The organism is Bradyrhizobium sp. (assembly GCF_049519115.1).
In the GTDB taxonomy this organism is placed as follows: domain Bacteria; phylum Pseudomonadota; class Alphaproteobacteria; order Rhizobiales; family Xanthobacteraceae; genus Bradyrhizobium.
In genome coordinates this window covers 104137-118142 of the sequence record NZ_JBEKRB010000007.1, presented here as the reverse complement: position 1 = coordinate 118142, position 14006 = coordinate 104137, and the positions used below count along the sequence as shown (strand labels likewise).

Here is a 14006-nt window from a genome sequence, read left to right as displayed (position 1 = left end):
GCAAAGCCGATTCCTTTGAAGGCGCCTTATAATATATGCTTCGTGGAGTGGATTTGACATTCGCTACCCGCCTAGCCGCAAACTCCCGAAGCGAATGTCAAATCCTAAACTCCACGAAAATCGACTGTTGCTAGTGGTTCTGCAATTCTAACATTCGCAAAAGTGCGGCTGCGAAGGGGTGCGAATGTTAGAATTGGACCACTAGTGCGGATTCTTGCGTCGGAGCCCGCGATGCATTCCGAACCTGCTGGCCTGCTTGCGTTTACGGCGCCTTACGCTGTGGACGATATCGCGATCGCAAGGCAGTTATTGGGCGCTTCACGCCTCAGTGGCGATCGCGAGGCGCGGATTGACCTAACCGCGACCCGGCTGATCGAGGCCATCCGCGCCAACGACGACCGGTTCGGCGGCGTCGAGGACATGCTGCGCGAATTTGCGCTCTCCACCAAAGAGGGCCTCGCGCTGATGGTGCTGGCGGAGGCGCTGCTGCGCGTTCCGGACGCGCGCACCGCCGACCGCTTCATCGAGGACAAGCTCGGCGAGGGCGACTTCATCCACCACGAGACCCGATCGAGCGCATTCCTGGTCAATGCCTCGGCCTGGGCGCTCGGCATGTCGGCGCGGGTCATTCAACCGGGCGAAACGCCGGATGGGACCATCGGCCGGCTGGTGAAGCGCCTCGGCGCGCCGGCCGTCCGAGCCGCCACGCGGCAGGCGATGCGGCTGATGGGCAGCCATTTCGTGCTTGGAGAGACCATCGAGGCCGCGCTGGCGCGGGCCCAATCGGGCGCGTTTCCCCGCTACTCCTTCGACATGCTTGGCGAAGGCGCGCGCACCGCCGCCGACGCCGAGCGCTATTTCACAGCCTACGCACGCGCGATTGACGCGATCGGCGCCAGCGCCGGCTCGCGCCCCCTGCCCGACCGGCCCGGCATTTCGATCAAACTCTCGGCGCTGCATCCGCGCTTTGAGCCCTTGAGCCGGCAGCGCGTGATGGCGGAATTAGTGCCACGGCTGATCGATCTGGCGCAGCGCGCCAAATCCTTCGACCTCAACCTCACGGTCGACGCCGAAGAGGCCGACCGGCTCGACCTTTCGCTCGAAGTGATTGAGGCGGCGTTTGCCGACCCCTCGCTCGCGGACTGGGACGGCTTTGGCCTCGCCATTCAGGCTTATCAAAAACGCGCCAGCGCCGTGATCGACTACAGTTGCGAACTGGCAAGCAAACTGAACCGGCGCATGATGGTGCGGCTCGTCAAGGGCGCCTATTGGGACAGCGAGATCAAGCGCGCGCAGGAGCGCGGCCTCGACGGCTATCCCGTCTTCACGCGCAAGGCGATGACCGACCTGAACTACATCGCCTGCGCCGAACAGCTCCTGAAGCTGCGGCCGCGGCTGTTCCCGCAATTCGCCACCCACAACGCGCTGACGGTTGCCACCGTTCTTGAACTTGCGGGCGACGAGGGCGGCTTTGAATTGCAACGCCTGCACGGCATGGGCGAAGCGCTTTATGCGCGACTGACCGCCGATCGCCCGACGCTCGCTTGCCGCACCTACGCGCCGGTCGGCAGCCACCGTGATCTGCTCGCTTATCTGGTGCGGCGCCTGCTTGAAAACGGCGCCAACTCCTCCTTCGTCGCGCTCGCCGCTGACGACGCCGTGCCAGTAAAGACGTTGCTGCGGCGTCCCGCCGATATCATCGGTAGCGCCGACAATGCCCGCCACCCCAACATCCCCTTGCCGGTCGATCTCTATCGGCCGCAGCGCCAGAACTCGCGCGGCATCGAATTCGGCGACCGCGCGGCCTTGCAAGCCATGCTCGCGTCGGTCCAAGCCGAGACCGCGCCGGTCGACGCGACAGCCGTGATCGGCGGCAACGCCGGCACCGGGAAGGCGCGACAGCTTTTCAGCCCGGCCGATCCGGCCACGCCGATCGGAAACGTGATCGAGCCGACCGTTGAGGGCGCCAATGCAGCCATGGCTGCTGCCCGCGCCGGCTTCTCAAGCTGGAGCCGCACGCCGGCCGCCATCCGTGCTGATCATCTCGATCGCGCCGCTGACTTCTTGGAGAGCCGCGCCGCGCGTTTCATCGCGCTTTTACAACGCGAGGGCGGCAAGACGCTCGACGACGCGATCTCGGAAGTTCGCGAGGCCACGGATTTTTGCCGCTATTACGCGAGCCTTGGCCGCGAGCTGTTTGGCGCGGGCGAGACCATGCCTGGCCCGACCGGCGAGAGCAATGTGCTGGGCCTGCGCGGCCGCGGCGCCTTCGTCGCGATTTCGCCCTGGAATTTTCCACTCGCGATTTTTACCGGCCAGATCACCGCGGCTCTGATGGCCGGCAATACCGTGGTGGCAAAGCCCGCCGAGCAGACGCCGTTGATCGCGTTCGAGGCGGTAGCTCTGTTGCACGAGGCCGGCGTGCCTTCGTCCGCGCTGCATCTGGTGCCCGGCGACGGCCGCATCGGTGCGTCGCTGGTGGCCCATCCGGACGCGGCCGGCGTCGTCTTTACGGGTTCGACGGAAGTCGCGCGCAGCATCAATCGCACGTTGGCGGCCAAGGACGGCCCGATCGTGCCGCTGATCGCCGAGACCGGCGGCATCAACGCCATGATCGTGGATGCGACCGCGCTGCCAGAACAAGTTGCCGACGATGTCCTCACCTCTGCCTTCCGTTCGGCCGGCCAACGCTGTTCGGCGTTGCGGATTTTGTTCGTGCAGGAAGACGTCGCCGATCGCATGATCGAAATGATTTCCGGGGCTGCGCGTGAATTGAAGATCGGCAATCCTTCCGATCCCGCCGTTCATATCGGCCCGGTGATCGATGCTGAGGCCAAAGCGCGACTGGACGCGCACATTGCGCGGATGAAGCGCGAGGCGCGGGTGCATTTTTCCGGGGCCGCCCCGGAGGGCCAGTATGTCGCGCCGCATATCTTTGAACTCGAAAACGCCGGTCAGCTGACCGAAGAAGTATTCGGCCCAATCCTGCATGTGGTGCGTTACGCGGCCAGTAGTCTTGACGAGGTGCTGGCGTCGATCGAACGCACCGGTTACGGGCTGACGCTCGGGATTCACTCGCGGATCGACGATGTGGTCGATGCGGTAGTGGAGCGGCTCAGCGTGGGCAATGTCTATGTCAACCGCAACATGATCGGCGCGGTCGTGGGCGTGCAACCGTTCGGCGGCTCCGGCCTGTCCGGCACAGGCCCCAAGGCCGGCGGCCCGCACTACCTCGCGCGCTTTGCCACCGAGCAGACCGTAACGATCAATACGGCCGCCGCCGGCGGCAATGCCGCGCTGCTGTCGGGCGAGGAATAGCCGTCATCGTCGACGGCAAAAAACCGCCGTTGCATCGACCGCCGTTATCGATCAAAACCATCGGCAAACCGCGTGGAACGACGTTTCCATCGCGCGGAATAATATCAACACACGGGACGGCCTCATCATGGAAGGCGGCATCTTCGAAGGGCTGAAGGTTCTGGATTGCGCGAGCTTTATCGCGGCGCCCGCAGCCGCCACCGTGCTGTCGGATTTCGGCGCCGAAGTCATCAAGATCGAGCCGCCGGGCACCGGCGATCCTTACCGGCTTTTACCAAAACTGCCGGGATATCCGATCAGCGAGCATAACTTTGCCTGGCTCCTGGAAGGGCGAAACAAACGAAGCCTGGCGCTCGACCTCGCCAAGCCGGAAGGACGCGAGGTGCTGTATCGGCTGGCCGCCGAGGCCGATGTCTTCATCACCAATTTTCCGCCTGGTGTTCGCAAGCGCCTCGGCATCACCTATGAAGACATCAAGCCCATGAACGCGCGTCTGATCTACGCCTCCTTCACCGGCTACGGCGAAACCGGCGCGGAGGCCGACAAGCCCGGCTTCGACAGCAACGCCTATTGGGCGCGATCGGGCCTGATGGACCTCGTGCGCGCCGAAGAGAACACGACACCAGCGCGCTCTATTCCCGGCATGGGCGACCATCCGTGCGCGATGGCGCTCTATGGGGCGATTGTGACCGCACTCTACAAGCGCGAGCGGTCCGGCGAAGGTTCGCACGTATCGTCAAACCTAATGGCGAATGGCCTATGGGCCGCGGGCGTGCTGGCACAGGCCAAATTATGCGGCGCCGAGTTTCAGGAGCGGAGGCCGCGCGACCGCGCGCTGAACGCCGTGACCAATCACTATCGCTGCAGGGACGGCCGCTGGCTGATCCTCTCGCTGCTCAATGAAGAGCGGCAATGGCCGGCGCTGGCCCGTTGCCTGGGGCGCGAAGATCTGGTGAGTGATGCCAGATTTGCCACCAAGGCCCAACGCCATGCGCGCTCGATCGAGTTGATCGCGATTTTCGACCAGATCTTCGCGACAAAAGACCTTGCCGAATGGCGCACCGTTCTCGACGGCAACGGCCTGGTATTCGGGGTGGTCGGCATTCTCGACGATATCAAAAACGATACGCAGATGATCGAAACCCAGGCGCTGGTGCCGTTTGAAAACGATACGATGCTGACGATCAATAGCCCGATCTGGGTCGATGGCAGCGCGAAGGTCAAACCCAAGCACCCGCCTGAAGTCGGCGAACACAGCGATGAAATTCTACGCGAGGCCGGATACGATGAGGCTTCGATTGGTCGCCTGAAGGCGTCCGGTGCCGTGGCGTAAGGGTGACGAGAATGCCCACCTACCGACTGCATTACTTCCCGGAATCCGGCAATAGCTACAAGCTGGCGCTGATGCTGACCTTGTGCGGCCAGAGCTTTGAGCCGGTGTGGACCGATTTCTCCGGGGGCGTGACGCGAACCGCGGAGTGGCGGAAAACCGTCAACGAGATGGGCGAAATCCCGGTGCTGGAAGAAGACGGCGCGCGCCAGACCCAGACCGCGCCGATCCTGCTCAAACTCGCCGAACAATATGACCGCCTCGGTGGCGAGAGCGCGGAGGAAAAATTCGAAGTGCTGCGCTGGCTGTTCTGGGACAACCACAAGCTCTCGGGCTACATGGCGACCTATCGTTTCATGCGCACCTTCACGCCGTCGCCAGATCCGAATGTTCTGAAATTCCTGCGCAAACGCCTCGACGATTTCCTGGGCATTTTGGAGCGGCATGTGCAGCAAAACGATTTTGCCGCAGGCGTGAAGCCCACGATCGCGGATATCTCGATGATCGCCTATCTGCACTATCCGGCCGAGGAAACCGGATATGATCTCGAGACCAGCCATCCCGCGATTGATCGCTGGCTGCAACGCGTGGCGGCCCTTCCGGGCTGGCGTTCGGCTTACGACCTCCTGCCAGGCAAACGCCTGACGCACTACGTCTGAGCCAAGACGTCCGAGTCAAGTTTGCCGCGCCGCCTATTGGTTGTGGAGGGCCACCCAGCCGAAGGCCGCCAACCCGATGATCACGGCCGCCCCAATCGCCCAGACGCTGACGCGAACGGAACTCGTGGTCTGCCGCGCGCTTTCATTGGCGGCGATCTCGCGGTTGCGTTCCTTGCTCTCTCCGGTCGGATCGGTCACGGCGTATCTCCCAGCAACGACTCTGGCCCCAAGGTATCTTATGCCCGAGCCCGCGTCACCGCCTCCAGCGGCGGCGCGGATGCGCGAACATCCCTGCCGGTTCCACCCAATCCGGCCAACCGGCCCAGCGAAAACGCGGCCAGTGCGGCGCACAGCGCAGCCACGGCTGCGGCCACAAACACTTCGCCCGCGCTCCATTGCAGACTGAGCAAGACGCCGCCGACCAGCGGACCGACGATCGAGCCGATGCGCCCCACACCCAGCGCCCAGCCAACGCCGGTCGCTCGGACTGACGTGGGATAGAATCCGGCGGCGAGCGCATTCGCCGCGATCTGACCGCCGACAATGCAAAAGCCGGCGACGAAGATCGCTGACGTGACAAGAGCGGCCGAATGTCCGAGCTGGCCGATCGCGCCGACGGCGAACACCGCGACGAAATAGACCAGCGCCAGCGCGCGAAACGAGAAGCGATCGATGATGCTGCCGAGCGCAAAGGTGCCGACCACGCCGCCGACCTGCAGCATCGAGCCGATCGCGGCCGCTTCAGAGATCGAGGCGCCGAGATCGTTGAGCACGGTCGGCAACCAGTTCGACAGAAAATAAATATCGAGCAGGCTCATGAAGAACACCACCCACAACAACAGCGTGGCAAGCGTTCGTCCGCCCCTGAAGAGATGCTGGACCGGAATGCCCTTCAATGCGGGCTCATCGACGACAAAGCGAGCGCCTTCGGCGAAGGCCGCCTTGGCATTGACGAAGGTCAAAAGCTCGGCGACGCGTCGATCGGCGCGGCCGGTCAGCGCCAGGAACCGCACGGATTCGGGCAGCCGCCAAGCCAGAAACGGCACCAGCACGAGCGGCGCAGCGCCGCCGACGACAAACACCGATCGCCAGCCGAATGGCGGAATCAACGCGGCGGCCAACAGGCCGCCGAGCGCCGCCCCGATCGAAAAGCCGACGAACATCACCATCACCATGGTGGCGCGGCGGCGATCCGGGCCGAATTCGGAGGTGAGCGCAATCGTATTCGGCATCGCGCCGCCGAGACCAAGGCCGGTCAGAAACCGGATCGCCAACAACGAATTCACGTCGTTGACGAGCGAAGTGACCAGCGTGCCAAGACCGAACGCGAGCGTGGAGAAAATGATGATCTTCTTGCGCCCGATGCGATCGGCCAGCGGGCCGAACACCAACGCACCGATCATCAGGCCGAACAGGCCCGCGCTGAAAACGGGGCCGAGCGCGGCCTTGCCCACATTCCATTCCTTTGCGAGCGCCGGCGCGACATAGCCGATAGCAGTGGTGTCGAAGCCATCGAGAAACAGGACCGTCGCGCAGATCAGCAGCAGCTTGACCTGAAAGGCGCCGACCGGCTGGGCGTCGATGAACGTCGCGACGTCGACGGTCGACGCATCTCTTGGCGATGTGCCGGTCACGCGCGCAGCGCTTCTTGGGAAAAGCCCGCGATCTGCTTATAGCTATCGGACAACGCGACCAGTTCATCATGGCTGATGACGTCACCGATCGCCTTGAACGGCTGGTCGTTGGTGCGTTGATAGACTTCGCGCAGGATCGCGTCTGGCGGATTGGTGCGGTTGGTGAGAACCACGCGTGTCGTCGCCTCCAGCCGTTGCTTCTCATAGGCCGCAAACGCCGCGACGGGATCATCGTCGGCGAGCAGCGCCGAGGTCATCGCCCGCGTGTCCAGGATCGCCTGGCCCGCACCGTTGGAGCCGCGCGGCACCATCGGGTGCGCGGCGTCGCCGAGCAGCGTGACGCGGCCGAAGCTCCATTGCGGCAGAGGATCCTGATCGACCATCGGAAATTCCAGCACGCTGTCGGCGGCGCGGATGAAGGCGGGGACGTCGAGCCAGTCGAAATGCCAGTCGGCAAAGGCCCCGATGAAATCGTCAAGCGAGCCCGAGCGATTCCAGTCGCGCCGGCGATAATTGGGCGTCTCGATCTCGGCGACCCAGTTGATGAGTTGCAAGCCATCGCTGCCGGCCTCACGGATCGGATAGATCACCATCTTGCCATGCGACAGCCAGCCGGCCCGCGTCATGCTTGCGCCCGACAAGATCGGCTTCCATCGCGTGACGCCGCGCCACATGTTGACGCCGGAATAACGCGGTTCGCCTTCGTCGGGAAAAAACTGCTTGCGGATCACCGAATTGATGCCGTCGCAGGCAATCGCAGCGCGACCGCGCACGCTCTTGCCGACTGCATCGTTTGAGCCGAACGCAAAATGCAAGGTGACACCGTGGTCGTCCTGCTCGACGCCGACACAGTGATGGTTGGTGAGAATGCGATCGGCGCCGACGCGGCTCTTGAAGGCTTCGAGCAGCACCATTTGCAGGTCGCCGCGATGGATCGAGAACTGCGGATGGTCGTAACCGGCCGCGCGCCCGAGCGGCTCCTGGTAGATCAACTGGCCAAAGCGGTTGAAGAAGGATGCGTCTTTGGTCTCGATCGCCACCCGCGCCAGATCTGCCTCAAGCCCGAGCGCGGCGAGTTCCTTGGTGGCGTGCGGCAGCAGATTGACGCCAACGCCAACCGCACGGATTTCCGGCGCAGACTCGAAGACCCGGCAGGGAATGTTGGCCGCGTGCAGCGACAGACCCAGGGTCAGGCCGCCGATGCCACCGCCGACGATCAGGATGTCGTCCATGTTCCCTCCCCGCATCCCTTGGTGGTTGCGTTGGCGCGATGAAACACGATTAGTGAGCTTACTGTCAATCTCGCGCGGTGCGAGAGCGCCCGCGTTCTACTGATTGGCGACGAAACACATGCCCATGCGCGAGGCCTCGCTCATGACCTGACAGGCGAGCCCCTTGGCGCAGCTCCATGACACGAAACTTCGGTCGTTATCGGCGGCCTTGTCGCCGGCTTTGGCATGCAGGCCATAGCAATGCGCGCCCCAGCCGTCGTCATATTCGGTTCCGACCAGCTCCCCGCTGCCGCGCAACTGCGGCCGTTCGGAAAAGCCGCGGCTGTAATCGACCGGCTTGCCGTCGCGGATTTCGGCCAGAATGTCGCGGCGGCGAACCTGATCGCCGAAGAAGTGCGGCGAGGCCGGCACGATCAATGTGTTGGACGGATGGGCCGCCATCCAGTCGACGCCGGGAAAATGAAATCCGCCGATGCCGCGGGTCTGGTGGCATCCGGCGCAGGTGATGTCGTTGAGACGGCGCTCGAAGCCTGCAACCGAACGGATGTTTTGCAAATTGATTCCGTGCGCCGCTGCTTTTTGCAGCGCCGTCACGACGTCATCCGTCGAAAACAGGGGATTTTCGCCCTCGCCCTGCACAAGGCCGAAAGCTGGTTGTACCGGCGAGGCCGCAAAGCCGATCGGGGTCGGCGCGATCGCCGCTTTGGCGAGAAATTCCTTCGGGATCAGGACCGTGCCGCGATCGAATTCCGCCAGATGCGTGGGATCGAGCAGCCACGCCTTGAAATCCCGCCTGAGCTTTTCATCCGCCAGCAAACGCTCGCGATCGATCTGGTCTTCCAGCGTTGCTTCCTCGAAAGCTTTTGCCTGCGGGTTATAGTCAAAGACCTTCAGCAGATAGTCGGTGCGGAATTCATGGCCCGGCGACTGCGACACATGCGCGATCTGCAGGTTGGTTTCGATGCGCTCGATATTTTCGGGCCCGATCGAAACCAACGGCCCCTCATCGGACGTCAGTTTTTCCGCGAGCGCCGCGCCAGCGAGCGGCCAGTCACCTGATTCCAGCCAACGGCGGGCAATGGCCGCGCAGGTCAGTGCCGCGCCCTTGGCGTCGGCCTTGTCGGCTTTCGCCTTCAAAACCAGATTAAGCGTCATCGGCAGCCGCGCCGAAGCGCCGTGATCGCCGTGATCGCCGACCGGCGGCGCATCGATCTCGCTGAGGCGATAGATCAGCCGGATTTCACCGCAACTGTCCGGCGCCACAAAAGCGCGGTCCATCCGGCTGACAATACCGGCGAGCACAAAGCGGCTGGCCTGCGAATAAAGCTGGTCGCGGTCGAATAGCTGGAAATCGAATTGCGGCCCGACGCCGATGGTTTCGTTCGGGAGTTCGGCCTTGTGCCGCTGCACATATCGTTCGAACTCCTCGTCGAGCGATTTTCGGATCGGCGTGATGGCCGACAACGCAAACAATGCGTCGTCGGTAAACGGTTTGTTCGACGATGACGATGCGGAGAGCATCCGCGCAAGGCCGAATGGGCCTCGATCGAGTTCACGTAAAGCGAGGGGATCGGTGACCGCCGTGCCGCGCTCCAGCGCCGGCGCACTTTGCGCAGCGCTTGGCGGCAACGAACTAAAGACGAGCGCGAAGGCGATGACAAGTGAACGCAACGGAAGACCCATATCCTGACAAACCCCGCGCGGAGGCCCGCATTCCACACGTTTCGGGTGAGGCTTTGTGGTCAGGAAATAGACAAAAAGACGGCGGCTGTCTTGTGACAACCGCCGCACTTTCACGTCACGGTGAGAACCGGACGAAGGATTTTTAGCGCGCCACAATCAGGCCGCGGCTGGTCACGACCACCCAGCGGCCGTCCTGGCGGCGGATGGCATCGACCCGGCCGAGACCCGGAATCGTGTCGCCAGCATAGACTTCGTAAGTGCCGCGACGGCCGCCGATCAGGGCGCCGCCATAGCCGACATCGCGCAGCACCCAATCTTCCAGCGTCGGCAAGCGGCCGACTTCGGTCTTCGTGTCGACCTTGGCTTCGGTCTTGGCTTCGGTTTTGGGCACAGCCGTCGTTGCCGAAGCTTGCTGGGCGGGTGCGATCGAACCGGTGGTTTCCTTCGCGGCGGAAGATGCGGCAGGAGCCGCCGCAGCCGCCGCCGGTGCCGCAGCGGGTGCGGCGCGGAGCTTGTCGACGGTTTCGCTGAGCTTGGCGATCTTGGCGGCCGGGTCGGCCTGCGCACGCTCGAGCTTGTCGAGACGCTCGCTGGTCTTGTTGAACTGGCTCAAGCCGAGTTTGGAGGTGTGATCGAGGCCGGTCTTCAGCGCCTGGATATCGGTGTCGATCCGCGACAGCGAAGCCTCGAGCGAAGTCGGGCTGCCGTTGCTTGCCGTGTCGCTGCCGCCATGCATGAGGGTCGCGGTCGCAAACGCACCGCCGAGCGCACCGGCTGCAATCGCCAGCGCCACCACGGCGGCGATCGCCGCGATTCGGCGCATGCCGAACACGCTTTGCTGCCCGGCCGCCTCAGACTCGGCATGGACGCCATGATCGGACCAGGCACGATCGCCCCGTGACATGACGATGACCTTGCCGGGGGTGGGTGAAATTTTCTCACCCGCGGCTTCCGGCTGGGCTGCCTGAGGGCTCGCCTCGGCCTTCACGGCCTCGACTTTCGGGGCCTCGACTTTCGGGGTCTCCGACGCCACTGCCTCCATTGAAGGCTCGGACATTGACGGCTCCGGCATGGATGGCTCGGACACCGGCACGACCGCCGCTTCGCTGGTCGCCGCCGCGGAAGCCGTTACCGCCTCGCTGGACGGATGGGAAACACCTGCGTCAAGGGAACCGGATTCGCCGCCAATTGGCTCGGGTTGCTGGTCGCTCACGGCAATTCTCCATTAAAGATTGACCATTTGGTAACTTTCATATCTTGCCAAATCCTTAACTGGCAGAGGTCTTACCGAAAATTTAGGAAATGACCGGGGCGGTCTTTGGGCAGCCAGCGGCCTCCCCGCCGGCCTCCCGGCCGGAACCCATCCCCGGGCTGGTGTCCCGATTCCGAAGTTCGTCGCGTTTTGCGGAGCTACATTTCGAACTTCGGAATCGAAAGGACACTAGCAAACCCATTGATCTAGTGTGGCTTTGGTTCAGAAGTCCGCATGACGAACTCGCGGCAGAAATGATGCGGACTTCTGAACCGCCACACTAGCGACCGGTTTGCAGCGCCAGCTTTCCCGACTAACATGGCTTGAAAAGATGGGCGGGGGAGCCATGGCCATCGAGAAATGCATCAACGAGTTTGCGGTCGATCAGGTCGTTTTCGAGGAAGGCTCGACCGGGCGCGAACTCTTCGTCGTGCTCGACGGCCAGGTCGAGATCGCCAAGCTCAACGACGGCCGCAAGACCGTGATCGTCACCCTCGGCAAAGGCGAGTTTTTTGGCGAGATGGCTGTTATCGACGGCTCGGCCCGCTCCGCGACCGCGATCGCGGCTGCGCCCAATACCCGCGTGATGCGGATCAATCACGCCCGCTTTGTCTATCTGGTCAGCCAGCAGCCGGCGTTCGCGCTGATGGTGATGGATGCGCTCAGTAAACGCCTGCGCGCCTCCAATGCCGTCACCTTCAAGGCGGCGAACTCATGAGCGACCGCAAGCCGAGCCCGTTTCCGGTGCTGCTCAACAACGACGTCTGCTCGCTGATCCAGGCTGCCGAAAACGTCTACCAGATCCGGTTCAAGAACCGCGCCGCCAACGCCTATCTGGTGCGCGGCAAATTGCGCACCATCATGATCGATGTCGGGCTGTCGTCGAACTACTCAGCTCTGCTGGAGTGCCTGAACCATCTCGACTGTCCACCAAGCAAGATCGACATGGTGATCCTGAGCCACGAGCATCTCGATCACATCGGCGCCGCCTGGCATTTCAACGAAAGCCGCACCATCATCGCGGCGCATCGGCTTGCCGCCAACAAGATCATGCTGCGCGACGACTTCTCGATGCTGCGCAAGATGTTCAACGAGCCGAACGTGCCGATCAATGTCGACATCTGGCTCGAGGAAGGCAATCTGCTCGACCTCGGCGATTTCCGCCTGAATGTCATGTACACGCCGGGCCACACCTCGGCCTGCATCAGCCTATTCGACCAGGACAAGGGACTGTTGTTTGCCGCCGACACGCTGATGCCCGGCGGCGTGATGGGCGGGGTGTTCGGCTCCGGCAGCATCAGCGACTACATCCAGTCGCTGGGGCGGCTGAAGGGCCTCGACTCGAAAATCCTGCTGTCGGGGCATGGACGGCTGTCCGATACGCCGCAGGAAGATGTGCGGATCGCGATCGCGCGTTCGCACGCATTGTTGTCCGATACCGCGCAACTGTTCGACGCGCTCGACGCGCGCTCGAACTTCGAGCCGATCATGCAATCGGTGCGCGACCTCAACAAGCTCGACGACAGTTAAGCATCCCCGCCATTTGACAGGTCTACTTCGGTCTGCTCATCCTGCCGTTGAAAAAAACAGAGGGGGAGAACGCCGTGAAACTTTACGACTCGATCGGGCCCAATCCGCGCATCGTTCGCATCTTCATGGCGGAAAAAGGCATCGAGATGCCGAAACAGACCGTCGATCTGCGCGGCGGCGAAAACCGGCAGGCCGAACATATCAAGCGCAACCCGCACGGCCAGATGCCGACGCTCGAACTCGACGATGGCAGCTATCTCTCCGAGATCACCGCGATCTGCGAATATCTCGAAGAGATCAAGCCGGAGCCGCCGATGATCGGATCGACTCCGAAGGAACGTGCGGAATGCCGGATGTGGACGCGCCGCGTCGATCTCAATATTTGCGAGCCGCTCGCCAACGGTTATCGTTTCGGCGAAGCCGTGAGGTTCTTCGAAAAGCGCGTTCCGGTCGTTCCGGAGGCTTCGGCAGGCTTGAAGATGGTCGCGGCCAATCGCCTCGCTTGGCTCAACGGCCAGATGGCCGACGGGCGCGAATATCTCTGCGGCAAACGCTTCACGCTGGCCGACATCCTGCTGTTTTGCTGGCTCGATTTCGGTGCCCTGGTCGGGCAATCGATCGATCCCGCCAACACCCATATCAAGGCATGGTTCGACCGTGTCGCCGAGCGGCCTTCGCTGAAGGCTGACCCTGTGACCCCTCCTGCCGCTGCCAAGAAGGCGTGAACGCGCGCGCGGTGGCCATCGTAGCACGACTGGGTGTCATTCCGGGGCGAGGCGAAGCCTCGAGCCCGGAATCCATGAGCCACAATAGCGCGCGGATAAATGGATTCCGGGTTCGCGCTAACGCGCGCCCCGGAATGACAACGTCACATCACGACCGGCTTGTCCGGCAGTTCGTTGGGACCCGCGCCCTGTTTGGGAAAATATGTCGCCAGCTGTTGCGAGACGGCTTGAATTCCCTTGATCACCCCGCCCGAAAAATTGCCGCCTCTGAAATCGGCCTCCATCGCTTTGCAGATTTTGTCCCAACCGGCCGCGCCGACCTTGGCGTCGATGCCGCGGTCGGCGACGATTTCGACATCACGATCGGCGAGCAAGAGATAAATCAGCACGCCGTTATTGTGCACGGTGTCCCAGATCCGCAGGTGAGAGAAAATATCGAGCGCGCGCTCGCGTGCCGATTGCCCGCTGAACAACGGCTTGCCGTCGAGCGCGCCTTCGACGACAAAACGGATCTGACCGGAATGCGTCGCCTCGCCCGCCTTGATGGCCTGCTCGATCAGGTCGAGCGCTTGTTGCGGGAAAACCCGCCGCACCCGCCAGTGGTGCTCGATCAGATGCTTACTGATGCGTGTAAGGCTCATCG

The 14006-nt window shown here is 62.9% G+C and carries 12 protein-coding genes; 6 read left to right on the top strand and 6 right to left on the bottom strand.

The window, feature by feature from the left end; all coding sequences use genetic code 11:
* Window positions 1-231: 231 nt before the first annotated feature.
* The 3 genes from putA (at window position 232) to ABSE61_RS08005 (ending at window position 5307) form a co-directional block, all read left to right on the top strand.
* Window positions 232-3318, top strand: a complete 3087-nt coding sequence (putA, locus tag ABSE61_RS08015) for a bifunctional proline dehydrogenase/L-glutamate gamma-semialdehyde dehydrogenase PutA (RefSeq protein ID WP_423870551.1) — start codon at window positions 232-234, stop codon at window positions 3316-3318.
* Between the two features lie 127 nt (window positions 3319-3445).
* Entirely contained in the window at window positions 3446-4651 is a 1206-nt protein-coding gene (locus tag ABSE61_RS08010) for a CaiB/BaiF CoA transferase family protein (protein WP_423870550.1), read from the top strand.
* Window positions 4652-4662: 11 nt separating this feature from the next.
* Window positions 4663-5307: a glutathione S-transferase family protein gene (locus ABSE61_RS08005; protein WP_423870549.1), complete on the top strand. Its 645-nt coding sequence runs from the start codon at window positions 4663-4665 to the stop codon at window positions 5305-5307.
* Between the two features lie 33 nt (window positions 5308-5340).
* On the opposite strand, the gene ABSE61_RS08000 is transcribed toward ABSE61_RS08005, so the two are convergent.
* The 5 genes from ABSE61_RS08000 to ABSE61_RS07980 all read right to left on the bottom strand — a co-directional run bounded on the left by ABSE61_RS08000 (window position 5341) and on the right by ABSE61_RS07980 (window position 11069).
* Window positions 5341-5505: a hypothetical protein gene (locus tag ABSE61_RS08000; protein ID WP_423870548.1), complete on the bottom strand. Its 165-nt coding sequence runs from the start codon at window positions 5503-5505 to the stop codon at window positions 5341-5343.
* A gap of 38 nt (window positions 5506-5543) precedes the next feature.
* Entirely contained in the window at window positions 5544-6941 is a 1398-nt protein-coding gene (locus ABSE61_RS07995) for an MFS transporter (RefSeq protein ID WP_423870547.1), read from the bottom strand.
* The gene (locus ABSE61_RS07990; RefSeq protein WP_423870546.1) at window positions 6938-8173 is read right to left on the bottom strand and encodes a flavin-dependent oxidoreductase; all 1236 of its coding nucleotides are present in this window, start codon (window positions 8171-8173) and stop codon (window positions 6938-6940) included. Before ABSE61_RS07990 ends, ABSE61_RS07995 begins: the two co-directional genes overlap by 4 nt.
* Window positions 8174-8269: 96 nt before the next feature.
* Window positions 8270-9856, bottom strand: coding sequence for a hypothetical protein (locus tag ABSE61_RS07985; protein WP_423870545.1), 1587 nt, complete (start codon window positions 9854-9856; stop codon window positions 8270-8272).
* A gap of 142 nt (window positions 9857-9998) precedes the next feature.
* Window positions 9999-11069: a hypothetical protein gene (locus ABSE61_RS07980; RefSeq protein WP_423870544.1), complete on the bottom strand. Its 1071-nt coding sequence runs from the start codon at window positions 11067-11069 to the stop codon at window positions 9999-10001.
* Window positions 11070-11454: 385 nt separating this feature from the next.
* Here ABSE61_RS07980 and ABSE61_RS07975 point away from each other — a divergent pair, with 385 nt between their 5' ends.
* The 3 genes from ABSE61_RS07975 (at window position 11455) to ABSE61_RS07965 (ending at window position 13363) form a co-directional block, all read left to right on the top strand.
* On the top strand, window positions 11455-11826 hold the full coding sequence (locus tag ABSE61_RS07975; RefSeq protein ID WP_423870543.1) for a Crp/Fnr family transcriptional regulator: 372 nt from the start codon (window positions 11455-11457) through the stop codon (window positions 11824-11826).
* Window positions 11823-12638, top strand: a complete 816-nt coding sequence (locus tag ABSE61_RS07970) for an MBL fold metallo-hydrolase (protein WP_423870542.1) — start codon at window positions 11823-11825, stop codon at window positions 12636-12638. The genes ABSE61_RS07975 and ABSE61_RS07970 overlap by 4 nt, the downstream gene beginning before the upstream one ends.
* A 74-nt stretch (window positions 12639-12712) precedes the next feature.
* A complete protein-coding gene (locus tag ABSE61_RS07965; protein ID WP_423870541.1) occupies window positions 12713-13363 on the top strand; it encodes a glutathione S-transferase family protein in 651 nt (216 codons plus the stop codon).
* Window positions 13364-13506: 143 nt separating this feature from the next.
* Here the strand turns inward: ABSE61_RS07965 and ABSE61_RS07960 are convergent, their stop codons facing one another.
* Window positions 13507-14004 carry a TPM domain-containing protein gene (locus ABSE61_RS07960; RefSeq protein ID WP_423870540.1) on the bottom strand — a complete coding sequence of 166 codons (498 nt, stop codon included), beginning with the start codon at window positions 14002-14004 and terminating at the stop codon, window positions 13507-13509.
* Between the last annotated feature and the right edge of the window lie 2 nt (window positions 14005-14006).

Excerpts from the sequence above, each read along its gene's own strand:
- ABSE61_RS07975 (WP_423870543.1), top strand. The coding sequence starts at position 11,455 with ATGGCCATCGAGAAATGCATCAACGAGTTTGCGGTCGATCAGGTCGTT.
- ABSE61_RS08005 (WP_423870549.1), top strand. The coding sequence starts at position 4,663 with ATGCCCACCTACCGACTGCATTACTTCCCGGAATCCGGCAATAGCTAC.
- ABSE61_RS07960 (WP_423870540.1), bottom strand. The coding sequence starts at position 14,004 with ATGAGCCTTACACGCATCAGTAAGCATCTGATCGAGCACCACTGGCGG.
- ABSE61_RS08010 (WP_423870550.1), top strand. The coding sequence starts at position 3,446 with ATGGAAGGCGGCATCTTCGAAGGGCTGAAGGTTCTGGATTGCGCGAGC.
- ABSE61_RS07990 (WP_423870546.1), bottom strand. The coding sequence starts at position 8,173 with ATGGACGACATCCTGATCGTCGGCGGTGGCATCGGCGGCCTGACCCTG.
- ABSE61_RS07985 (WP_423870545.1), bottom strand. The coding sequence starts at position 9,856 with ATGGGTCTTCCGTTGCGTTCACTTGTCATCGCCTTCGCGCTCGTCTTT.
- putA (WP_423870551.1), top strand. The coding sequence starts at position 232 with ATGCATTCCGAACCTGCTGGCCTGCTTGCGTTTACGGCGCCTTACGCT.
- ABSE61_RS07970 (WP_423870542.1), top strand. The coding sequence starts at position 11,823 with ATGAGCGACCGCAAGCCGAGCCCGTTTCCGGTGCTGCTCAACAACGAC.